A 20,631-nucleotide genomic window follows, 5' to 3' on the forward strand; every position below is an offset into this window, starting at 1 on the left:
AGACACCGGTTAAAAATGTGGGAGCTGGCTTGCCTGCGATAGCATCACCTCGGTGCAACTGAAAAACCGAGGCGTCTGCATCGCAGGCAAGCCAGCTCCCACACTGGTTTGTATTGGCCGTTAAATGTCGGTGAGTTCTTCCAAAGTCTTGCCCTTCGTCTCCATCCCGAACACCCACACCACCACCGCCGCCACGGCAAAACACAGCGCCCCCAGCGCAAACACCCCGCCCTGCCCAGTCATCGGAAACACCAGCCCGGTCACCAGCGGGCCCAGCAACGAGCCAACCCGGCCAATTGCCGACGCGAACCCGGAACCGGTCGCCCGCGCCGAAGTGGGATACAGCTCCGGCGTGTAGGTGTACAGCACCGCCCACATGCCAAACAAAAAGAACTGCATCAGCAAGCCAGACGTAATCAGCAACCCCACGTTGCCGCCAAACACCGCACTTTGCCCATACAAAAACGCCATCACGCCGCCGCCGAGCAAGGTCACGACGCACACCGGTTTACGCCCCCAGCGCTCCACCAGCCACGCCGCCATCAGGAACCCGGGAATGCCGCCCAGGGAAATAATCACCGTGTAATACACCGACTGGGTCACGGCAAACCCCGACTGTTGCAACAGCGCGCTCAGCCACGACGTCAGCCCGTAAAACCCGAGCAGCGCGAAAAACCACACACTCCAGATCATCATCGTGCGCTGGCGATACTGCGGCGACCACAGCTGATGAAACGCCGAAAAAAAAGTCCCCGGCGCGCTCTCAACCCGTGGTAAACCGATCGGCTCCGGCAACTCAGTACGCCCCAACGAGTCGCGCACCTTCTGCTCAATCCCCAGCAATACCTTGTCGGCCGCGTCATGCCGCCCGGCCTGTTCCAGCCAGCGCGGCGATTCCGGGATAAAAAATCGGATCGCCAGCACAAACACCGCTGGCACTGCCAACACCAGGAAGATGTCGCGCCAGCCGATCACCGGCAGCAGAAAATACGACAGCACACCGGCCGCCACGAAGCCCAACGGCCAGAAGCCGTCCATCAAGGCGATATAACGCCCGCGCCCTTTCGCCGGAATCAGCTCCGACAACATCGACTGCGCGATGGGAAACTCCATGCCCATGCCGATGCCCAGCAGGATGCGAAACAGCGTCAGCATCTCCACCGTCTGCGCGGTGGAGCACAGGTAGCTGGCAATGCCCCACAACACGATGCTCCACTGAAACACCGGCTTGCGCCCGAAGCGGTCCGCGAGCATCCCCGACAATGAGGCGCCCACCACCATGCCGAAAAAACTCGAACTGGCGAGCAAACCGGCCTGGGCCGTGCTCAGGCCGAATTCGGTTTTGATCGAGCCCAACAGGAAGGTCATCATCGCCAGGTCCATGGAGTCGAAGAAAAACGCCAGGGCGATGATGATGAAAATGATTCGGTGGTAGCCGCTGATGGGCAACCGTTCCAGCCGTTCCGCTGCGCTATAGCCTGTCATACCCATGCCGCATCCCCCTGTGTGAAAAATCCCCAAAGCGAGTGTGCGGCATCGTTTTGCCCCGTAATTGCTGGATGCGACCTGACTGAAACTATGAACGACTCAAAGGGCAGTGATCAGGCGTGGCGAGCCGATTGATTTCCCATAGCCCCAGGTCTGTCACCGATAAGGCGCGGGACTCGTTTGTGGCGCTGACCCAGTTCGATTGTAAAAACAACTGCAACAGCCCGGCGCCCAACGCGCCCCCCAGATGGGGTTGCTGCTGGCTCCAATCGAAGCAATCGCAGACCAAAGGCGAGGTCAGTGCCTGGGTAAAAATACCCAGGCCCGCCAGTTTCTGCGCGCCCCTCACGCTGACATCGGTGCGCAGTTCGTGACGCTCGATCCAGCCCGCCGCCAGCATGCGCTGGTAAAGCCCCGCTGCCAGCTCACCGCCCAGGTGCCCCTGGCACAACCGGGCGTGACGCAACGGCTGCGGTGCGACCAGGGCGGGCGGTGCAGCCTGGGGTGTGCGCCGTATTGCACTGGCCACGGTGGTAATGGCCAACGCGTCAATCGCGGCACTGACGTCGGCAGCCGCCACTCGAAACAGCCGCTTGCCGCGCCGCGCTTCGGTGCGCAACAAACCGCCGCCGGTGAGCCGCGCCAAATGTGCATTGGCCGACGCTGACGACAACCCGGCGACCGTCGCCAATTCCTCCGAGGACTTTGCCGAACCGTCCATCAAGGCCCAGAGCATGGCGGTGCGCTTGGGCTCTGCGAGCAAGCTGGCGATCTGGCTGATGCAAGGTGCTGCTTCCATGGTTTCACTCCCTGTTAATCATTGGTCTGTGCGGTCTGCGCCAAAGTATAGGGGCGCAAATCGCCAGTTCCGCGCGGTCTTACAGCATGGATAGGGACAGGAGCTGAGTGAAATTTCCGGCTTTGGTGGAGGCTATTGCGGCGTGTTCAATCGTTCCGGCCAGAGCGCAGTCAACGTCGCACAACGGGACACGAGCATTTCCCGCAACAGGTTGATGGGTTTGCTTAGTTGCGCACGGTGGGCGCAGAGCAAATTCAGCGGCGTACGCTCGCCCCGCAACTCCGGCAAAATGACCCGCAAGCGCCCCGCCAGTACGTCGGCACTCACGTCCAGCCACGACTTGTAGGCAATGCCCACACCCGCCACCGCCCAGCGGCGCACCACGTCCGCGTCGTCGCTGAACCGGTCGCCGGTCACCGTCAGGCTGACGTCGCGCTTGCCGTCGTGAAACCCCCAATGGTCATGCACGCGGCTGCCGAGCATATACAGCAGGCAATTGTGTTGGGCCAGTTGCTCCAGATGACGGGGCTCGCCATGGCGGGCGAGGTAGCTGGGGGCGGCGCAGAGCACGCGAACATTCTGCGGGGCGATGGGCAGCGCGATCAGGCTGGAGTCTTCGGGCTCGCCATAGCGCAGGGCGATGTCCACCGGCTGGCGGAACAGGTCGGCAATCCGGTCGCCCAGCAACAGGCGCACGCTCAGCTGCGGATGCTCCCGCTGGAACTCATCCAGCCACGGCAACAACTGGTTGCGTCCGAAGTCCGAGGGTGCCGACAGTTGCAACACGCCGCTGACATGGTCCTGGCCGCTGGCCAGTAAGCGCCGCCCTTCATCCAGTGAACTCAAGGCGGCACGGGCATATTCGAGGAACCCCTCGCCTTCGGCGGTCAAGCGCAGGCTGCGGGTGGAACGCGCCAGTAAACGCGCGCCCAATTGCTGTTCGATTCGCTTGAGTGCCGCGCTGGCCACCGCAGGCGACAAGTCCATCACTCGCGCGGCCGCCGACAAACTGCCCAAATCCGCCGCGCGCACAAACAACTGTAAATCGTCAAAACGCAGCACTCTGCACATCCATTATCAAAATTTTATTGAAACAGACCTCTGTTTTAGCGGCTTTTATCTCCACGGGAAATAGCCAATCATCTGCTCATCCCGTTCATCACGTGTCTGGAGTTGAAAATGTCCTCTGCCTTTAACGTCATCGCCACGCTGATCGCCAAACCTGACCAACAGGCCACCCTGGAAACCCTGCTGCGCGGCCTGCTGGAACCCACTCGCCTTGAAGCCGGTTGCGAACAGTACGACCTGCACCAGGACCTGCAACACCCCGAGACCTTCTACATGCTCGAACGCTGGAGCGACGACGCGGCGCTGGCCGACCACGACGCAAGCGCACATATCCAGAGCTTCCGCGCCAAAGCCGCCGACGTCCTCGAACACTTCGAACTCAAGCGCCTGCAGTTTCTCGCCTGATCACCGCCTTTTCCGGAGCCCCCATGAAAGCCATTGCTTACTACGCGTCACTGCCGATAAACGATCCAGAATCCCTGCAAGACATTCAACTGCCAGAACCGGTCGCCGGCCCACGCGACCTGCTGGTGGAGGTGAAAGCCATCTCGGTTAACCCGGTCGACACCAAAGTTCGCCAGAACGCCGCCCCGGAAAACGGCGCCGCCAAGGTGCTGGGTTGGGACGTGGCCGGTGTGGTCAAGGCCGTCGGCAGCGAAGTGACGCTGTTCAAGGCCGGTGACAAGGTCTTCTACGCCGGTTCCCTGACTCGCCCTGGCGGCAACAGCGAGCTGCACACCGTGGACGAGCGCATCGTCGGCCACATGCCCAAAAGCCTGGGGTTTGCTGAAGCGGCCGCCTTGCCGCTGACCGCGATCACCGCCTGGGAACTCTTGTTCGAGCGCCTGCAAGTGCGTGAGGGCAAGGAAGATCAAGGCCAAAGCCTGCTGATCGTTGGTGCTGCCGGTGGCGTGGGGTCGATCCTGACCCAACTCGCCAGCCAGCTCACCGCACTGAAAGTCATCGGCACCGCCTCGCGCCCGGAAACCCAGGAATGGACCAAGGCCTTGGGCGCCGACCTGGTGATCGACCACAGCCAGCCGCTGAGCGAAGCGCTGAAAGCCGCCGGGCATGGGCAGGTGACCCACGTCGCCAGCCTGACCCAGACCGACCAGCACCTGGACCAATTGGTCGAAGCCCTGCAGCCGCAAGGCAAGCTGGCGCTGATCGACGACCCCAAGGTGCTGGACGTGAGCAAGCTCAAGCGCAAGAGCCTGTCGCTGCATTGGGAGTTCATGTACACCCGCTCGATGTTCGAGACCCCGGACATGATCGAGCAGCACAACCTGCTCAACCGCGTGGCCGAACTGATCGACGCCGGCACCTTGAAAACCACGGTAGGCGAGCACTTTGGTGTGATCAACGCAGAGAACCTGCGCCGCGCCCACACCCTGCTCGAAAGTGGCAAGGCCAAGGGCAAGATCGTGCTGGAAGGTTTCTAGCCCGCCTGTTGTGGCTAGCGGGCCTGTTGCGGCTAGCAGGCTTGTTGTGGCGAGCGGGCTTGTTGTGGCGAGCGGGCTTGCCCCGCGTTGGGCTGCGCAGCAGCCCCAAAAAGATGATTGCGGTGATTCAGCTACTCCTGAGGGGCCAGTTTTAGGGCTGCTACGCAGCCCAACGCGGGGCAAGCCCGCTCGCCACAGATACCGGGCTCCTCCGTTCGCTGCCATTAGTCAGAGAGTTGATCTTTGTCATATTTGCAAGCGCATTCGGGTTTATATTGGCCGCCTTTGCCACGATTCTTTTACGCGAGGAAGTCAGCAATGAAAATCCTGATAAAAGCGTTAGCAAAATCCCCAGGCCACAAATGGCAAGTCAGCCTCGACGGCGACGCCTTCACCTTTCGCACCGAAGCCGAGGCCCGTGCCTTTGCCGATACCCTGCAAGCGCGCATCCAGGCGCCCCACCGTATTCCCCTGAGCCAGCAACGTTACGCCGCTGGCTAACCCGCGCGTCAGACCTGCGCCTGCGCGGCCCTTGCCCGTTGCAGGCGCTGGGTCAACACCGCCACCGTCACCGCCAGTACACCGCACAAGCTGATAACCATTGCCATCGGCATCGCCGTGCCGTCGTGCAGCACGCCGACCAGCGACGCCGCCCCCGCCGCCACACCGAACTGAATGCACCCGAGCAATGCCGATGCACTGCCCGCCCGAGCACCTTGCCCGGCCATGGCACAGGCCGAGGTGTTCGGCAAAATGCAGCCCAGGCTGGCGATGCAGATAAACAGCGGCACCAGCAATGGCCAAAGGGCGTCGGTGCGCAACGCCGTAATACCCAACAGCGTCAGCGCGGCCAGCATGTACAGCCACACCGTGCGCGAGAGCAAAAACGCCGGGCCGCGCTTGGACAGCAACCGCGCATTGACTTGCGCCACCAGAATAAAGCCGGCCGCGTTGGAGCCGAATACCCAGCCGTAATGCTCAGGTGGCACGCCATAGAGTTTGATAAACACGAACGGTGAACCGGCGATGTAGGCAAACATCCCGGCTATCGAGATGCCGCCGGTGAGGGCGTAACCGAGGTAAACCCGGTCCGACAACAGGCTGGCGTATCGACGCAGCGACCCAGACAAAGGTTGACGGGGCTTGTCGGCGGGAAAGGTTTCCGGCAACCCGACGGCTACAGCAATGGCCGCCATCACGCTGAACACCGACAAGACCAGGAAAATCGACTGCCAGCCCCATATCCCGACCATCACGCCGCCTGCCAGGGGCGCAAGAATCGGCGCCAGACCAGTCACCAGCATCAATTGCGAATAAACCTTGGCCGAGCCGACGGCATCACATTTGTCGCTGACCACCGCACGGGAAATCACCATGCCCGCGCAGCCACCGAGGGCCTGCACGAAGCGCGCGCCGATCAGCCATTCCAGGGAGGGCGCATAGGCGCAGGCGAAGGACGCCAGGGTAAACAGGGTTACGCCACTGAGCAGTGGGCCGCGCCGACCGAAGCGGTCTGCCAGCGGGCCATAGATCAATTGGCCGATGGCCAGGCCGCCGAAGTACACCGCCAGGGTCAGCTGGATATGTTTTTCGTCAGTGGCAAATGCGGTGGCCATCGCCGGAAAGCCCGGCAGGTAGAAGTCGATCGCCAACGGCGCGAAGGCGCTTAGCGCGCCCAGAATCAGGATTATGCGGAGGTTCATCAGGCACCCAAGTGAGTCGGCAGCCCGACAGTCTAGCCGCGCTTGGGTGCCATGAACATTAAGATAGCTCGCTAACTATCAGAAAATTTACGCGAGCCTGGCGCTGTAGCCTTCTTCGGTGATCAAGCCGATCACTTGCTCGGCAGACAGCTGGCTTTCCACGCTCACTGTTTTCGCCGCCAGGTCGACCTCCACGCTGGCCGCCGGATCCTGGCCCTTTACTGCCTGGGTGACTGCCCCGACGCAATGGCCGCAGGTCATCCCTTCAACGCTGAATACTTGCATGACATGACTCCTTTAATGAGGGTGGACGCAGTGTCGACCTTGCCATCATGGCAAGGTCAAGTTCTGAAAACATCAGCCGGGCTGGTATTCGGCCGCGCCGTCGGCCAAGCTTCACTTAACTTTGATGGGAACCACGGAGCATTCGCCATGCGCTGGTCGTTTTTTGGCCTTATCGGCCTGATGAGCTTGTCTGCCGTTGCCCCCCAGGCCAGCGCCGATCAAGACTATGCGGTGCTGATTATTTCCCGGGAACGCCTGGAAGTGCCGACTAACTGTGAGATCGGCCTGTATATCCAGGACCAGTTGGCCGGGCGCCTGTTTCAGGAACAAGCCACCTCGTTCAACCTGCCAGCGGGCAATGTGTCGCTGCGCCTCAAGCTGCTGCCGGGCCAGGCACTAGGCTGCCTGCCGGGCCTGCTGGCGCCACCGGCGCAGAACATCACGTTGAAGGCCGGTGACGTACGCAAACTGCGTATCGCCCAAGGCCCGGATGGCATGTACCTGAAACCGGCTGCCCTGGAATATTGATCCCGAACGATCACGCTTGACCTTCCCCACAGGTCAAGGTTGATGCTGGGGGCATTGTCTTCTGGAGGACTGCCCCATGAATGGATCCACCACCTTTGACCTGCCCATCAGCGGCATGACCTGCGCCAGCTGTGCTGGACGTGTCGAGCGCGCGCTCGGCAAAGTGCCGGGGGTGCGCAGCGTCAGCGTCAACCTGGCCAACGAACGCGCGCATGTCGAAGTGCTGGGCCAAATGGACCCTGCCGTGCTGATCGCAGCAGTCGACAAAGCCGGCTACAGCGCCAGCCTGCCGCAAAGCGAAACCGTCACCGATGCCAACCAGGCCCAGCGCCTGCAGCGCGAGCGTTGGTCGCTGCTGCTGGCGATTGCTCTGGCCTTGCCGCTGGTGCTGCCGATGCTGGTAGCCCCCTTCGGCCTGCACTGGATGCTCCCGGCCTGGGTGCAGTTCGCCCTGGCCACGCCGGTGCAATTCATCTTGGGCGCGCGTTTTTATAGTGCGGCGTGGAAAGCCGTGCGGGCGGGCGCGGGCAATATGGATTTGCTGGTGGCGATCGGCACCAGCGCCGGGTACGGCTTGAGCCTGTATGAATGGCTCACCGCACCGGCTGGCACCATGCCCCATCTGTACTTCGAAGCCTCGGCGGTGGTGATCGCGCTGGTGCTGCTGGGCAAATACCTGGAAAGCCGCGCCAAACGCCAGACCGCCAGCGCCATCCGCGCCCTCGAAGCGCTGCGCCCGGAGCGGGCGATTCGGGTGGTTGAGGGCCGCGAAGAAGACGTCGCCATCAATGCGCTGAAACTCAATGACCTGATACTGGTTAAACCCGGCGAGCGTTTCCCGGTGGACGGTGAAGTGGTGGAAGGCCAAAGCCATGCCGACGAAGCCTTGATCAGCGGCGAAAGCCTGCCGGTGCCGAAACAGCCTGGGGATACCGTCACTGGCGGCGCCATCAATGGCGAGGGCCGTTTGTTGGTGCGCACCCTGGCCCTCGGCGCCGAAAGCGTGTTGGCGCGGATTATTCGCCTGGTTGAAGACGCTCAAGCTGCCAAGGCACCGATCCAGAAACTGGTGGATAAAGTCAGCCAGGTGTTCGTCCCGACTGTGCTGGTAGTGGCATTGATCACGCTGGTGGGCTGGTGGTTGTACGGCGCGCCACTGGAAACCGCGATCATCAATGCGGTGGCGGTGCTGGTGATTGCCTGCCCCTGCGCGCTGGGCCTGGCCACGCCGACCGCAATCATGGCGGGCACCGGTGTCGCGGCCCGCTACGGCATTCTGATCAAGGACGCCGAAGCCCTGGAGCGCGCCCATGAGGTCAGCGCCGTGGTCTTTGACAAGACTGGCACGCTCACCTCCGGCGCGCCGAAAATTGCGCACTTGGCAGCGGTGGACGGCAATGAAGCCCTGCTCCTACGGCAAGCCGGCGCACTGCAACGTGGCAGCGAACACCCGTTGGCCAAGGCCGTGCTGGACGCGTGCAGCGAGCGTGGCTTGAGCGTGGCCGACGTAAGCGCCAGCCAATCCCTGACCGGGCGCGGCATTGCCGGCACGCTCGACGGCCGGCAACTGGCCCTGGGCAATCGTCGCATGCTGGAAGAAAGCGGCTTGAGCGCGGGTGATCTGGCAACTTGCGCCAGGGATTGGGAGGCCGAAGGCCGCACGCTGTCGTGGCTGATCGAAACAGGCGCGCAGCCGCGCGTGCTGGGGCTGTTCGCCTTCGGCGACACCCTCAAACCCGGCGCGTTGCAAGCGGTGGAGAAACTCAAGGCGCAGCACATCAGCAGCCACCTGCTGACGGGCGATAACCGTGGCAGCGCCCGAGTAGTCGCCCAAGCGTTGGGCATCGACGACGTGCACGCCGAAGTGCTGCCCGCCGACAAAGCCGCCACCGTCGCTGAGCTGAAAAAGACCGGCGTAGTGGCCATGGTGGGCGACGGCATCAACGACGCTCCGGCGCTGGCCGCCGCCGATATCGGCATCGCCATGGGCGGCGGCACCGACGTGGCGATGCACGCGGCGGGTATCACGTTAATGCGTGGCGACCCGCGCCTGGTGCCGGCCGCGCTGGAAATCAGCCGCAAGACCTACGCAAAGATCCGCCAGAACCTGTTCTGGGCCTTTGTGTATAACTTGATCGGCATTCCCCTGGCCGCGTTCGGCCTGCTCAACCCGGTACTGGCCGGCGCAGCAATGGCGCTGTCCAGCGTCAGTGTGGTGAGCAATGCGTTACTGTTGAAAACCTGGAAACCAGAGGACTTGGAGGATCAACGCCCATGAACATCGGCCAAGCGGCTCGCGAGAGCGGGCTGAGCGCGAAGATGATTCGCTATTACGAATCCATCGGCCTGCTGAAAGCGGCGCACCGTACCGACAGTGGCTATCGCGTGTATGGCGCTGACGATTTGCACACACTGGCGTTCATCAAGCGCTCGCGGGATTTGGGGTTTTCACTGGAGGAAGTCGGCAAGTTGCTGACGTTGTGGCAAGACCGGCAACGGGCCAGTGCCGATGTGAAAGCGCTGGCGCGCCAACATATCGAGGCGCTGAACCAGAAGATTCGCGAATTGGGGCAGTTGCGGGACACGTTGCAGGATTTGGTGGAACACTGCCAGGGCGATCATCGGCCTGATTGCCCGATTCTCAAGGAATTGGCCTCAGGCAGTTGCTGCGCCTGACAAGACCAACACCAAACAACTGTGGGAGCTGGCTTGCCTGCGATGCAGACACCTCGGTGAGTCAGCCTGACCGGGGTGATGCTATCGCAGGCAAGCCAGCTCCCACAGGGGACCGCACCCGCTTCGTGCTAACGAATCATTGCATCCAGGGCGGCGGCGGTGGCTCGTCCGGCACTTTGCTTTGTGGCGCATCATCCGCCGCGCGAACTGCTTGCCGGCGCTCTTCATCCAGCCGCGCCGCTTCGATTTCGCGGATCACACCGCCCACGTCCGCCAGCTCTTCCGGCTCGTCAAACTCGCCGGTCAACAGACTGGCCGGGTGCAAGGTGCCAGCTTCGTACAGCGCCCACATTTCCTTGGCGTACTTGGTCTTTTTCAACTCCGGGGCGAAGCGCCCGAAGTAGGAAGCCATGTTGCCGACGTCACGCTCCAGCATGCTGAACGCGTGGTTATTGCCCGCCGCATCCACCGCCTGGGGCAGATCGATGATCACCGGGCCAGTCGGGGTCAACAGTACGTTGAACTCGGACAGGTCACCGTGCACCAGCCCAGTGCACAGCATCAGGACGATCTGGGAAATCAGGAAGGCGTGGTATTCGCGCGCCTGGTCCGGTTCCAGCGTCACGTCGTTCAGACGCGGCGCGGCATCGCCATACTCATCGGCCACCAGTTCCATCAACAGCACGCCTTCAAGGAAGTCGTACGGCTTGGGCACACGAACGCCCGCACCGGCCAAGCGGAACAACGCCGCCACTTCGGCGTTCTGCCAGGCATCTTCGGTTTCTTTCTTGCCGAACTTGGAGCCTTTGGCCATGGCGCGGGCCTGGCGGCTGTTACGAACTTTGCGGCCTTCCTGGTATTCGGACGCCTGACGAAAACTTCGTTTATTTGCCTCCTTGTAAACCTTGGCGCAACGCAATTCATTGCCGCAGCGCACCACATAAACAGCTGCTTCTTTACCACTCATGAGTGGGCGCAGCACTTCGTCGACCAGACCGTCTTCGATCAGGGGTTCAATGCGTTTAGGAGTCTTCATCAGCTTTTATTGTGGGTCCTGTATTACCAAACACGCGTGTGGCACTCGTTATACGGCAATCGGCTCGCCGGTGGGAGAGGCTACCGACCTCTGACCACCCAAGAATGCATTAGATAGGCCAGTTTGATGCTTAATCAGCGCTCAATGATCGCAGTCACACCTTGCCCGCCAGCGGCACAGATCGAAATAAGCCCTCGGCCCTTGCCCGCCGCATCGAGCAACTTGGCCAGGTTGGCGACGATACGACCGCCGGTGGCCGCAAACGGATGCCCGGCCGCCAGCGAGCTGCCTTTCACATTCAGCCGGCTGCGATCAATGGAACCCAGCGGCGCATCCAGCCCGAGGCGGGTCTTGCAGTAGTCGGCGTCTTCCCAGGCTTTGAGGGTGCACAACACCTGGGCGGCAAAGGCTTCGTGAATTTCGTAGTAATCAAAATCCTGCAGCGTCAGGCCATTTCTCGCCAGCAAACGCGGCACGGCATACACCGGGGCCATCAACAGGCCTTCGGCACCGTTGACGAAATCTACAGCGGCCGCTTCGCCGTCGCGCAAATAGGCGAGGATCGGCAAGCCGCGCGCCTGCGCCCATTCTTCACTGCCCAGCAGCACCAGCGACGCACCATCGGTGAGCGGCGTGGAGTTGCCGGCGGTGAGCGTGCCCTTTTCGCTGCGTTCGAACGCGGGCTTGAGGCTGGCGAGCTTTTCCAGGGACAGGTCGGGGCGCAGGTTGTTGTCGCGGGTCAGGCCAAGGAACGGTGTGAGCAAATCGTTATGCCAGCCTTCAGCGTACGCCGCGGCCATTTTCTGATGGCTTTCAAGGGCCAGTTGGTCTTGCTCGGCGCGAGGAATCTGCCAGGTTTGCGCCATCAGTTCGCAATGCTGGCCCATGGACAAACCGGTTCGCGGTTCGCCGTTGCGCGGCAGTTCGGGCTTGAGGTGATGGGGACGAAGTTGTAACAAGACTTTTAATTTGTCCGCCATGGATTTGCTGCGGTTGGCCTGCAACAGAATCTTGCGCAGCCCTTCATTGACCCCGATCGGCGCATCGGACGTGGTGTCGACCCCGCCAGCAATCCCGCAGTCGATCTGGCCAAGCGCAATTTTGTTGGCCACCAGCAATGCCGCCTCAAGCCCGGTGCCGCACGCCTGTTGAATGTCATAGGCCGGCGTTTGCGGCGACAAGCGCGAGCCCAGTACGCATTCGCGGGTCAGGTTGAAATCGCGGGAGTGCTTAAGCACCGCACCAGCGGCCACTTCACCCAAGCGCAGGCCGTGCAGGTTGTAGCGTTCGATCAAGCCCTCCAGGGCAGCGGTCAGCATGTCCTGGTTGCTCGCCGTGGCGTAAGGGCCATTGGAACGGGCGAAAGGAATGCGGTTACCGCCAATGATCGCTACACGGCGCAATTGAGTCATGGAAAGCTCCCTGTCGGTTGTGGGGTGAGTCTTTCAGACTAGCCTAGGCTGATCGAACGACTACCGCCCCGGGGTGGTCAACCCTTTGAACCCCAGCCTTCGGAGAGCGTTCCATGTCTGACCGTTATATCGACTTCGCCAACTCAAGCCTCGGCCATCGCCTGGTCGCCGCCATTGGCCTGCCGTCACCGGTACGCCTGGAACGCTGGCAAGCCGGGCGCCTGCGCCCGGTCGAAGGTGCATTGCTGCTCGGCGGCGGTGCGCTCGCCGCCAAGGTGCAGGCGTTTGCGCCCAAACTCACCGATGCGATTTACACCTACGGCAGTGAATCGTCGACGTGGATTCCCGGCCACGGCCCCAAACTCAAGGCGGTGGTGTTCGATGCCAGTGACTTGCAGCACACCGACCAGCTCAAGCAATTGCGTGAGTTCTTTCAGCCATTGCTCAAGAACCTCGATAACAGCGCGCACCTGGTGATTCTCGGCCGCGCGCCGGAAACCCTCGGCGACCCGTTCGCCGCCAGCGCGCAGCGTGCGTTGGAAGGTTTCAGCCGCTCGCTGGCCAAAGAACTGCGCAATGGCGGCGTGTTGCAGTTGCTCTACGTCGGCGACGGTGCCGAAGACCAACTGGAAGGCGCGCTGCGGTTTTTCCTGTCGCCAAAAAGTGCCTATATCTCCGGCCAGGTGATCCGCCTTGAGGCCTGCGCCACACCGGTCGAGGACTGGACTCGCCCACTGGCCGGGCGCAAGGCACTGGTCACCGGCGCTGCGCGGGGCATTGGTGCATCCATCGCCGAAACCCTGGCACGTGACGGCGCCGAAGTGATTTTGCTCGACGTGCCCCAAGCCAAGGCCGACCTCGAAGCCCTCGCCGCGCGCCTGGGTGCACGCACCGTAGTGCTGGATATCTGCGCCGAAGACGCCGCCACGCAGTTGGTCGAACACCTGCCGGACGGCCTCGACATTCTGGTGCACAACGCCGGTATCACGCGCGACAAGACCCTGGCCAACATGACCCCGGAATATTGGGACGCGGTGCTGGCGGTCAACCTCAATGCGCCGCAGGTGCTGACCAAAACCCTGCTCGACAACGGCACCCTGCACGACAATGCCCGCGTGGTGTTGCTGGCCTCCATCAGCGGCATCGCAGGCAATCGCGGGCAAACCAACTATGCCGCCAGCAAAGCCGGCTTGATCGGCCTGGCCCAGGCATGGGCGCCGCTGTTGAAAGAGCGCGGTATCAGCATCAATGCCGTGGCCCCCGGTTTTATCGAAACCCAGATGACCGCGCATATCCCGTTTGCCCTGCGTGAAGCCGGGCGGCGCATGAGCTCACTGGGCCAGGGCGGTTTGCCGCAGGACGTCGCTGAAGCGGTGGCGTGGCTGGGCCAACCGGGCTCCGGCGCCGTCAGCGGCCAAGCGTTGCGTGTGTGTGGGCAAAGTCTACTGGGAGCGTAAGCATGGAATGGCAAACGTTAGGCAGTACGCCGTCTTTACCGCCGCTGTACTGGCGCGCAGCACTCAAGCGCAAGATCACCGGTAACACCTTGCCCGAGCAGGGGCTGCGCTGCCGAGTGAGCGTGGACCCCAAGCAGGTGGCGGCCTACCGAAAGGTATGCGGTTTTGCCGACAGCCCGATCCTGCCGGCGACGTATCCGCACATCCTGGCGTTCGGCTTACAGATGCAGTTGCTCACCGCGAACAATTTTCCGTTCCCGCTGCTGGGGCTGATTCACCTGAGCAACCGTATTCGCATCCACCGCCCACTGGGCGCCGTGAACGACCTGACAGTTGCGGTGCACGCACACAACCTGAAGCCCCACGCCAAAGGTGCAACCTTTGACGTGGTAACCACCGTCGAAGATTCCCTCGGCGTGCTGTGGGAGGCCGAGAGCCAAATGCTGTGCCGGGGCGTGAAACTCGAAGGCGAGCCTGCGGACGACAGAGCGCCCAGCCCCGCCCAGGTCAGTGAACTGACACGCTGGAAGGCGCCCGCCGATATCGGCCGCCGCTATGCCCGAGTATCCGGCGATTACAACCCGATCCACCTGAGCGCACTCACGGCCAAACTCTTCGGCTTCCCACAGGCCATCGCCCACGGGTTGTGGAACAAGGCGCACACCCTCGCCGCGCTGGGCGAACACCTGCCTGCCGCGAATATTGAAATCATCGTCGAATTTAAAAAACCGGTACGCCTGCCAAGTGAAGTCATCCTGTTTGCCAGCGCTCCCGGCTCCAGCGGTGAATTGCTGTTAAAGGGCGCGGATAACATTGAGCACATGGTAGGCAAGTGGCGACCTATTGCCTGAGGACCGGAGTCGGCGCGCCGCCTGTGGGTGGGAGTGTTGAAGTCTTACTCGGTCAGAAATGTGGGAGCGGGCTTGCTCGCGAAGGCGGTGGTCAGTTGATGGGCTTGGTGGCTGATACACCGCATTCGCGAGCAAGCCCGCTCCCACAGTTGGATCTCCATTTGTTCTGGAGAATCGCGATCTGCTTCAGAAAAATACAGCGCCTTTGATTCAACTACTCAAGCCGTTACCGTAGCAACGGATCTACACCCACTCTAAATCTGCGAATTGCGCAGCGGAAACAGACTGTTAAGCGTATCAATCAACCGCACCAAATAAATCGGCTTGCGAAACAGATCCAACACCTGCAGCCGCAGCATGTCACTCACATCATCCATCTCCGCATGCCCCGACATCACAATCACTGGCAAATGCTGGCGATCCGTATGCTCACGCAACCGCTTGATCAAAGAAATGCCACTCTCCTCAGGCATCCGCAGATCAGTAATCACCAACGCAATGTCAGGGTTCAACGTCAACTCCTGCAACGCAAAGGTGACAGAAGAAGCGGTAAAACAAACGAAGCCCTCGTTTTCCAGCGATTCCGCCAGCTCAACAAGGGCATCTTCTTCGTCATCCACCAACAGAATTTGCTGGCGAAAAGGAGCAGTCGCAGCATTCATGAGTACTACCTGGAATTACCATTCAATGAGGTCTTCACTCACAAACAACCGCTGAACACTCAACCTCATGCAGCGGGTGTGAGGGCATCGCCGATCCTTTCAAAGAAAGCGGTGATCTGCGGCCCCAACGCGGTCCCGGCCGCCAGAACCACCAGCGCCACAATCGCCACGAGAATGAGATATTCAATCGCCGTTGCGCCGTCTTTGCGATGAAACAGCAGCTGGAGTTGAACGTTAAGTTTCATCAAAAAATCAAGGATCATAGTACTTCTCCTCAGGCGCCACGGCGCCGTATCCCGGTCCTGCACAGCCATTGCGTTGTGCAACTTGAGCATTGTCAACAAACCCCACCCTCACAACTGTAAGAACGGATTAATCACAAAGTAGTGGGCGTTTTACTGGCGCTGTAAATCTGTGATTTCAAAGGCTGCCGTTTGTACGCAAAAGAAATCTTTCTGGCAGTAATGGCATTTCGTCCTAGCTGAACTACCTTCAAATAGCGAAATAGTTAGTCGCTGTTCATTGCAGCCAGGTTGCGAAATTGAACCGTCCGGACAGGCGGGGTGTGGTGCAACAGGATAGGGAGAGCCGTCATGAACACGCGTCTGAGCATGGTACTGGCCGGGGTGCTGCTGGTCGGCGCATTGTTTGCCGGTTACTGGGGGTTGGTGCTCAGCCGGGAACCCGCGCCAGCGCCGCCACCGCCGCCTGCGCAGGCCGCTCCCGTTGAACAAGCCGTTGCCGTGGTGGAAGACCAGACTCGCCAACCGGTGGTGGTACTCGCCCACGATGTCCCGCCCTTTATTGCCCTGAACGCCGCCGACCTCACGGTTGAAAAACTGCGCACCGCACCGGCGGGAAGCCTCACCAGCGTGGACCAGGCCGTCGGCCGTACCCCGTGGCGAGCCCTGCGTGCCGGCACTTGGTTGAATGAAGAAAGCTTTACACCCGGTGGCCCGCTGGCCAGGATGATTCGCCCGGATGAACGCGCCCTGGCGGTTGCCGTCGATGAAGTGATTGGCGCTGCCGGCCAAATGAGCCCGGGCGATTATGTGGACGTGCTGTTGTACCTGCGCCAGGACGCCGCCAACCTCGAACAATCGGCCCAGGTGGTGATCCCCGCCATGCGCCTGCTCAGTGTCGGCGACCAGATGGGCCTGACCAACGACGGGACGCCCGCGTCACCGCCGGCAGTCACCGCCGAAGAAAAAGCCAAACGCAACTCCCCTTCTCGCACCGTCGTGCTGGCCGTGCCCGAACCACTGCTGAGCCGGCTGATGCTGGCCTCTCAGGCCGGTACGTTGCGCCTGGCCGTGCGCAGCAGCGAAGAGCGCTTACTGAGCCACTACTGGGCTGGCGAAAGTGATGCCCCAGGCAAACTGCAAAGCGCTAACCGCGACCTCTATCAGTTCACTCAACTCGCCTTCGCCCAAGCCCCCAAAAAAGTCGTCCAGAGCAGCCCGCGCCGCACGGGCGTCGAGGTGATCCGCGGCAACCAGGCAACCCAACAAACGCCCGACTGAACAAGGATGCTTTGCATGAACCGACGTTTTGCACCGGTGTTCACGCTGAAAATAGCCTGCGCCCTGATGCTGTCGACTCTGCCTGTGGGCCTGGCTTTGGCCGCCACGGGCAATTGCGGCAGCCTGGGTCAGTTGCCCGCCGCCCTCTCTGTGGGCGAGGGACTGCAACAGGAATTGCAATCACCGGTGGCCATCACTCGTCTGGCGATTGGCGACCCTAAAATCGCCGATGTGCATCTGAATGGCGACCGCGGTTTTCTGCTGACGGGCGTCGCCTCCGGCACCACCAGCCTGCTGGTCTGGACCGCCTGCTCGAGTAAGCCGCGTCAGAGCATGGTGTTCGTTAAAGGCAAGGCCACCTCGGCGCTGACCAGCCTGTCACTGGCGCCCACCGACGACCCTACGCTGCCCAGCCAAGTGCAGACCGACATTCGTTTTGTCGAGGTCAGCCGCACCAAGCTCAAGGAAGCCAGCACCAAGATTCTGGGCATCGGGAACAACTTTTTTCTTGGCAGCCCCAACCTGCTGTCTCCGACGCAAGGCACGTTCAAGCTGCCGGTCAGCACTGACAGTTTCAACATAGGTTTTGGCGGTGGCCGGGTCTCGGCGATGATCAACGCCCTGGAAAGCAGCGGCTTTGCCTACACCCTTGCGCGCCCGAGCCTGGTGGCCATGAGTGGGCAAAGCGCGACCTTTCTGGCCGGGGGCGAAATACCAATCCCGGTGCCCAGCAGTGGCAGCAACACCATCTCGATCGAGTACAAGGAGTTCGGTATCCGCCTGACCCTGACGCCCACCGTGATCGACCGTAACCGGATCTCCCTCAAGGTGGCACCGGAAGTCAGCGAGCTGGACTACACCAACGCCGTGGTGATTGAAAATATTCGGGTGCCCGCCCTGACCATCCGCCGCACCGACACCAGCGTGTCCCTGGCCGATGGCGAAAGCTTCGTGATCAGCGGCCTGATCAGCAGCAACAACACCACCACCATCAGCAAGTTTCCAGGCCTGGGGGACATCCCCATTCTTGGCGCATTCTTCCGCGACTCCTCGATCAACCGCCAAGACAAGGAGTTGCTGATGATCGTCACGCCGCACCTGGTGCAGCCACTGGCGGCCAATGCGCAACTGCCGTCATTGCCGGGCGAGAACCTGCGCAATTACGACCCGAACTGGTACCGCCTATACTTTCTTGAGAACGGTAATTTCGATCGACTCAACGGGTTGTCTCAATGAGCGATAGCCTGAGCCAGACATTTCTGGCAATCACCCGTAACAGCACCGACCTGGAATGGCTGCAGGGCGCGCTGGCGCCGCTTGGCCAAGTGGTCAGCGCCGGCAGCGGCACCCTGGACGAGTTACTCGCACTGGTCGATGTCACCTTTGCCAGCCTGGTGTTTATCGGCCTTGACCGCGAGAACGTGGTGGCGCAAAGCGCGCTGATCGAAAGCGCGCTGGAGGCCAAGCCGATGCTGGCGATCGTTGCCCTCGGTGACGGCATGGACAACCAGTTGGTGCTGAACGCGATGCGGGCCGGCGCGCGTGATTTTGTCGCCTACGGCTCACGCTCCAGCGAAGTGGCCGGGCTGGTACGCCGCCTGAGCAAGCGCCTGCCACCGGTCACCACCAACACGCAACTGGGCGGCCTCACGGTGCTGTATGGCACCCAAAGCAATGCCGACGGCGCCCTGTTGAGCAGCCATTTGGCGCTGGTGGTGCAAAAGAGCGGGCAGCAAACCCTGCTGCTGGACCTGGGCCTGCCCAGGGGCGACAGCCTGGCGTTGCTGGGGCTGGAAAGCTCGTTCAATTTTGGCGATGCCCTGCGCCACCTCAGGCGTCTGGACGCGACCTTGATCAACAGCGCCTTCACCTGCGCCGACGAGGGCTTGCGCATTCTGGCCTACGCGCCCAACGATGAGCCTCTGGAACAGACCAGTGCCGCCGAGCTGTACATGCTGCTCAGCGCCTTGCGCCAACACTTCCAGCACATCGTGGTGAACCTTGCCGGCCAACCGGACAGCGAAGCCCTGCGCACGTTTGTCAGCCACTGCGACAAGCTGTTGTGGTGCACGGACCAAAGCGTACTGGACTGCCGTCGCAACCTGGCCGTACTGAACCTGTGGCGCGAAAAAGGCATGAAACTGGAGCACGCCAAGCTGTTGGTTGATCGCTATATCAAAGGCTGCGCGCCCGATTCGCAAGCGCTGAGCAAAAGCTTTGGCCTGGAGGCCATCGCCGTGTTGCCGTTAAGCCCGGAAGTGCGCCTTAACGCGAAGAATCAGGGGCAAACCTTGTTCGCCCTGGCCCCACGGGAAGGCTTGACCCAAGGGTTGAAAGCCCTGGGCGAACGCCTGGCGAAACGCTCCGAGGGCATGAAACAACAATCTCACAACTGGCTTGAACGTCTGCTGGGAGCGACCAAATGAACGGTGAAAAACTCTTCGGCTCACCCGCGCGAGGCAACGGTGGCAACACTGACCACGACGGGCTGAAACTGGTGCTCCATCGCTACATCATCGACGCGATCGAAGAGTCGGGAAAGAATTTGCTGGAGGGCTCTCGCCCGCTGTTGGCGCAGTTCGTCATCGACAAAGTCGCCGAATACATCAACCGCATGCACCTGGCGATTTCCCGCTATGAAATGGAGCGCCTGGCCGAAGAGATCGTTGACGAGCTGACCGGTTTCGGCCCGCTGGAAGTGCTGCTGCGCGACCCGTCCGTGACGGAGATTCTGGTCAACGGCCCGCACCGGGTGTTTATCGAGCGTGACGGTTTGCTGCACCACAGCGACTTGCGGTTTATCGACTCGCACCACGTGGAGCGCGTGATGCAACGCATCCTCGCGCCCCTGGGCCGGCGCCTGGATGAGTCGTCGCCGATGGTCGATGCGCGCCTGCCCGATGGCAGCCGGGTCAACGCGATCATCCCGCCGATCGCCCTCGACGGGCCATGCCTGTCGATTCGAAAGTTTCGCAAGGACATGCTCAAGAGCAGCGACCTGGTGGCCATGCAGACCATCGACCAGAACATCTTCGACTTCTTCCAGGAAGCCGTGGGCAAGCGCTGCAACATCCTCATCAGCGGCGGCACGGGCACCGGCAAAACCACACTGCTGAATGTTCTCAGCCAACTGATCAACCCCCACGAGCGCCTCGTGACCATCGAAGACGTGGCCGAACTGCAAATGGGCCACCCGCACGTGGTGCGCCTGGAAACCCGCCCGCCGAATGCCGAGGGCCACGGCGAGGTCAAGGCCAGCGACCTGATCCGCAACGCCCTGCGGATGCGCCCCGACCGCATCATTCTCGGCGAGATCCGTGGCGTGGAAGTGCTCGATGTACTCACCGCCATGAACACCGGCCACGACGGTTCGATGAGTACCGTGCACGCCAACAATGCCTCCGATGCGCTGTTGCGCCTGGAAACCCTGGTGGGGTTGACCGGCCGAATGGTGGCGGAAAAAACCCTGCGGCAAATGATCTGCGCAGCGCTGGATGTAGTGGTTCAACTGATCCGTCTGCCGGATGGCCGTCGTTGCGTCAGCGAAGTGGTCGAGGTGGTGGGCATACGTGAAGACGTGTACGTGACCAATACCCTGTTCCGCCTTGACCGACGCACCCGCGTCGGCTTCCTGCGCGAAGCGGTCAACCCAGCCGGCGAGAAACTGCGCCGCGAACCGGCCTAGCTTGTAAGGAATGCGA

21 protein-coding genes are annotated in these 20,631 nt (G+C 61.6%); 12 read left to right on the forward strand and 9 right to left on the reverse strand.

Going from position 1 to position 20,631, the window contains the following annotated elements; translation table 11 throughout:
• Window positions 1-120: 120 nt before the first annotated feature.
• From ACP7A2_RS14225 to ACP7A2_RS14235, 3 genes are all read right to left on the reverse strand, one after another.
• Entirely contained in the window at window positions 121-1,491 is a 1,371-nt protein-coding gene (locus ACP7A2_RS14225) for an MFS transporter (RefSeq protein WP_426134707.1), read from the reverse strand.
• Window positions 1,492-1,576: 85 nt separating this feature from the next.
• Complete coding sequence (locus ACP7A2_RS14230; RefSeq protein WP_426134708.1) at window positions 1,577-2,287, reverse strand: ArsR/SmtB family transcription factor; 711 nt, start codon at window positions 2,285-2,287, stop codon at window positions 1,577-1,579.
• Between the two features lie 132 nt (window positions 2,288-2,419).
• Complete coding sequence (locus ACP7A2_RS14235) at window positions 2,420-3,349, reverse strand: LysR family transcriptional regulator (RefSeq protein WP_426134709.1); 930 nt, start codon at window positions 3,347-3,349, stop codon at window positions 2,420-2,422.
• Between the two features lie 117 nt (window positions 3,350-3,466).
• Between ACP7A2_RS14235 and ACP7A2_RS14240 the strand changes: the two genes are divergently transcribed.
• The 3 genes from ACP7A2_RS14240 to ACP7A2_RS14250 all read left to right on the forward strand — a co-directional run bounded on the left by ACP7A2_RS14240 (window position 3,467) and on the right by ACP7A2_RS14250 (window position 5,298).
• Window positions 3,467-3,760: a putative quinol monooxygenase gene (locus ACP7A2_RS14240; protein ID WP_426134710.1), complete on the forward strand. Its 294-nt coding sequence runs from the start codon at window positions 3,467-3,469 to the stop codon at window positions 3,758-3,760.
• Between the two features lie 23 nt (window positions 3,761-3,783).
• Window positions 3,784-4,797 (forward strand): zinc-binding alcohol dehydrogenase family protein, encoded by a 1,014-nt coding sequence (locus ACP7A2_RS14245; protein WP_426134711.1) that lies wholly within the window; start codon window positions 3,784-3,786, stop codon window positions 4,795-4,797.
• Between the two features lie 318 nt (window positions 4,798-5,115).
• Entirely contained in the window at window positions 5,116-5,298 is a 183-nt protein-coding gene (locus ACP7A2_RS14250; RefSeq protein ID WP_426134712.1) for a hypothetical protein, read from the forward strand.
• Window positions 5,299-5,306: 8 nt separating this feature from the next.
• Here the strand turns inward: ACP7A2_RS14250 and ACP7A2_RS14255 are convergent, their stop codons facing one another.
• Window positions 5,307-6,500, reverse strand: a complete 1,194-nt coding sequence (locus ACP7A2_RS14255; RefSeq protein ID WP_348059040.1) for a multidrug effflux MFS transporter — start codon at window positions 6,498-6,500, stop codon at window positions 5,307-5,309.
• An 87-nt stretch (window positions 6,501-6,587) separates the two neighbouring features.
• A complete protein-coding gene (locus ACP7A2_RS14260) occupies window positions 6,588-6,785 on the reverse strand; it encodes a heavy-metal-associated domain-containing protein (protein WP_426134713.1) in 198 nt (65 codons plus the stop codon).
• A gap of 147 nt (window positions 6,786-6,932) precedes the next feature.
• Here ACP7A2_RS14260 and ACP7A2_RS14265 point away from each other — a divergent pair, with 147 nt between their 5' ends.
• From ACP7A2_RS14265 to cueR, 3 genes are all read left to right on the forward strand, one after another.
• Window positions 6,933-7,313 (forward strand): hypothetical protein, encoded by a 381-nt coding sequence (locus ACP7A2_RS14265; protein ID WP_426134714.1) that lies wholly within the window; start codon window positions 6,933-6,935, stop codon window positions 7,311-7,313.
• Between the two features lie 76 nt (window positions 7,314-7,389).
• On the forward strand, window positions 7,390-9,591 hold the full coding sequence (locus ACP7A2_RS14270) for a heavy metal translocating P-type ATPase (protein WP_426134715.1): 2,202 nt from the start codon (window positions 7,390-7,392) through the stop codon (window positions 9,589-9,591).
• A complete protein-coding gene (gene cueR / locus ACP7A2_RS14275; RefSeq protein ID WP_348059048.1) occupies window positions 9,588-9,989 on the forward strand; it encodes a Cu(I)-responsive transcriptional regulator in 402 nt (133 codons plus the stop codon). The genes ACP7A2_RS14270 and cueR overlap by 4 nt, the downstream gene beginning before the upstream one ends.
• Window positions 9,990-10,125: 136 nt before the next feature.
• Here cueR and ACP7A2_RS14280 read toward each other — a convergent pair whose 3' ends face one another.
• Both ACP7A2_RS14280 and ACP7A2_RS14285 read right to left on the reverse strand, forming a co-directional pair.
• Window positions 10,126-11,025, reverse strand: a complete 900-nt coding sequence (locus ACP7A2_RS14280; protein WP_348059050.1) for a PA4780 family RIO1-like protein kinase — start codon at window positions 11,023-11,025, stop codon at window positions 10,126-10,128.
• A 134-nt stretch (window positions 11,026-11,159) separates the two neighbouring features.
• Window positions 11,160-12,437, reverse strand: a complete 1,278-nt coding sequence (locus tag ACP7A2_RS14285) for an acetyl-CoA C-acetyltransferase (RefSeq protein ID WP_348059052.1) — start codon at window positions 12,435-12,437, stop codon at window positions 11,160-11,162.
• Between the two features lie 113 nt (window positions 12,438-12,550).
• Between ACP7A2_RS14285 and ACP7A2_RS14290 the strand changes: the two genes are divergently transcribed.
• Both ACP7A2_RS14290 and ACP7A2_RS14295 read left to right on the forward strand, forming a co-directional pair.
• Complete coding sequence (locus tag ACP7A2_RS14290; protein WP_426134716.1) at window positions 12,551-13,894, forward strand: 3-oxoacyl-ACP reductase; 1,344 nt, start codon at window positions 12,551-12,553, stop codon at window positions 13,892-13,894.
• Window positions 13,895-13,896: 2 nt separating this feature from the next.
• The gene (locus ACP7A2_RS14295) at window positions 13,897-14,745 is read left to right on the forward strand and encodes a MaoC family dehydratase (protein ID WP_426134717.1); all 849 of its coding nucleotides are present in this window, start codon (window positions 13,897-13,899) and stop codon (window positions 14,743-14,745) included.
• Between the two features lie 254 nt (window positions 14,746-14,999).
• Here the strand turns inward: ACP7A2_RS14295 and ACP7A2_RS14300 are convergent, their stop codons facing one another.
• A complete protein-coding gene (locus ACP7A2_RS14300; RefSeq protein WP_426134718.1) occupies window positions 15,000-15,407 on the reverse strand; it encodes a response regulator in 408 nt (135 codons plus the stop codon).
• A 65-nt stretch (window positions 15,408-15,472) separates the two neighbouring features.
• Window positions 15,473-15,670 (reverse strand): Flp family type IVb pilin, encoded by a 198-nt coding sequence (locus ACP7A2_RS14305; protein ID WP_426134719.1) that lies wholly within the window; start codon window positions 15,668-15,670, stop codon window positions 15,473-15,475.
• A gap of 330 nt (window positions 15,671-16,000) precedes the next feature.
• On the opposite strand from ACP7A2_RS14305, the gene cpaB reads away from it, so the two are divergent.
• Genes cpaB through ACP7A2_RS14325 form a run of 4 tightly spaced genes read left to right on the forward strand, consistent with a single transcriptional unit; the run spans window position 16,001 to window position 20,615 of the window.
• A complete protein-coding gene (gene cpaB, locus ACP7A2_RS14310; protein WP_426134720.1) occupies window positions 16,001-16,930 on the forward strand; it encodes a Flp pilus assembly protein CpaB in 930 nt (309 codons plus the stop codon).
• A 15-nt stretch (window positions 16,931-16,945) separates the two neighbouring features.
• Window positions 16,946-18,166 (forward strand): type II and III secretion system protein family protein, encoded by a 1,221-nt coding sequence (locus ACP7A2_RS14315; RefSeq protein WP_426134721.1) that lies wholly within the window; start codon window positions 16,946-16,948, stop codon window positions 18,164-18,166.
• Entirely contained in the window at window positions 18,163-19,356 is a 1,194-nt protein-coding gene (locus tag ACP7A2_RS14320) for an AAA family ATPase (RefSeq protein ID WP_426134722.1), read from the forward strand. Before ACP7A2_RS14315 ends, ACP7A2_RS14320 begins: the two co-directional genes overlap by 4 nt.
• A complete protein-coding gene (locus tag ACP7A2_RS14325; protein ID WP_426134723.1) occupies window positions 19,353-20,615 on the forward strand; it encodes a CpaF family protein in 1,263 nt (420 codons plus the stop codon). The genes ACP7A2_RS14320 and ACP7A2_RS14325 overlap by 4 nt, the downstream gene beginning before the upstream one ends.
• The last annotated feature ends 16 nt before the right edge of the window (window positions 20,616-20,631 follow it).

Source organism: Pseudomonas sp. PWP3-1b2 (assembly GCF_049896045.1).
Classification (GTDB): Bacteria; Pseudomonadota; Gammaproteobacteria; order Pseudomonadales; family Pseudomonadaceae; genus Aquipseudomonas; species Aquipseudomonas antarctica_B.

Bases quoted from the DNA above. Each gene is read 5' to 3' on its own strand.
- ACP7A2_RS14225 (WP_426134707.1), bottom strand. From the start codon at position 1,491: ATGGGTATGACAGGCTATAGCGCAGCGGAACGGCTGGAACGGTTGCCC.
- ACP7A2_RS14230 (WP_426134708.1), bottom strand. From the start codon at position 2,287: ATGGAAGCAGCACCTTGCATCAGCCAGATCGCCAGCTTGCTCGCAGAG.
- ACP7A2_RS14240 (WP_426134710.1), top strand. From the start codon at position 3,467: ATGTCCTCTGCCTTTAACGTCATCGCCACGCTGATCGCCAAACCTGAC.
- ACP7A2_RS14245 (WP_426134711.1), top strand. From the start codon at position 3,784: ATGAAAGCCATTGCTTACTACGCGTCACTGCCGATAAACGATCCAGAA.
- ACP7A2_RS14250 (WP_426134712.1), top strand. From the start codon at position 5,116: ATGAAAATCCTGATAAAAGCGTTAGCAAAATCCCCAGGCCACAAATGG.
- ACP7A2_RS14255 (WP_348059040.1), bottom strand. From the start codon at position 6,500: ATGAACCTCCGCATAATCCTGATTCTGGGCGCGCTAAGCGCCTTCGCG.
- ACP7A2_RS14260 (WP_426134713.1), bottom strand. From the start codon at position 6,785: ATGCAAGTATTCAGCGTTGAAGGGATGACCTGCGGCCATTGCGTCGGG.
- ACP7A2_RS14265 (WP_426134714.1), top strand. From the start codon at position 6,933: ATGCGCTGGTCGTTTTTTGGCCTTATCGGCCTGATGAGCTTGTCTGCC.
- ACP7A2_RS14270 (WP_426134715.1), top strand. From the start codon at position 7,390: ATGAATGGATCCACCACCTTTGACCTGCCCATCAGCGGCATGACCTGC.
- cueR (WP_348059048.1), top strand. From the start codon at position 9,588: ATGAACATCGGCCAAGCGGCTCGCGAGAGCGGGCTGAGCGCGAAGATG.
- ACP7A2_RS14280 (WP_348059050.1), bottom strand. From the start codon at position 11,025: ATGAAGACTCCTAAACGCATTGAACCCCTGATCGAAGACGGTCTGGTC.
- ACP7A2_RS14285 (WP_348059052.1), bottom strand. From the start codon at position 12,437: ATGACTCAATTGCGCCGTGTAGCGATCATTGGCGGTAACCGCATTCCT.
- ACP7A2_RS14290 (WP_426134716.1), top strand. From the start codon at position 12,551: ATGTCTGACCGTTATATCGACTTCGCCAACTCAAGCCTCGGCCATCGC.
- ACP7A2_RS14295 (WP_426134717.1), top strand. From the start codon at position 13,897: ATGGAATGGCAAACGTTAGGCAGTACGCCGTCTTTACCGCCGCTGTAC.
- ACP7A2_RS14300 (WP_426134718.1), bottom strand. From the start codon at position 15,407: ATGAATGCTGCGACTGCTCCTTTTCGCCAGCAAATTCTGTTGGTGGAT.
- ACP7A2_RS14305 (WP_426134719.1), bottom strand. From the start codon at position 15,670: ATGATCCTTGATTTTTTGATGAAACTTAACGTTCAACTCCAGCTGCTG.
- cpaB (WP_426134720.1), top strand. From the start codon at position 16,001: ATGAACACGCGTCTGAGCATGGTACTGGCCGGGGTGCTGCTGGTCGGC.
- ACP7A2_RS14315 (WP_426134721.1), top strand. From the start codon at position 16,946: ATGAACCGACGTTTTGCACCGGTGTTCACGCTGAAAATAGCCTGCGCC.
- ACP7A2_RS14320 (WP_426134722.1), top strand. From the start codon at position 18,163: ATGAGCGATAGCCTGAGCCAGACATTTCTGGCAATCACCCGTAACAGC.
- ACP7A2_RS14325 (WP_426134723.1), top strand. From the start codon at position 19,353: ATGAACGGTGAAAAACTCTTCGGCTCACCCGCGCGAGGCAACGGTGGC.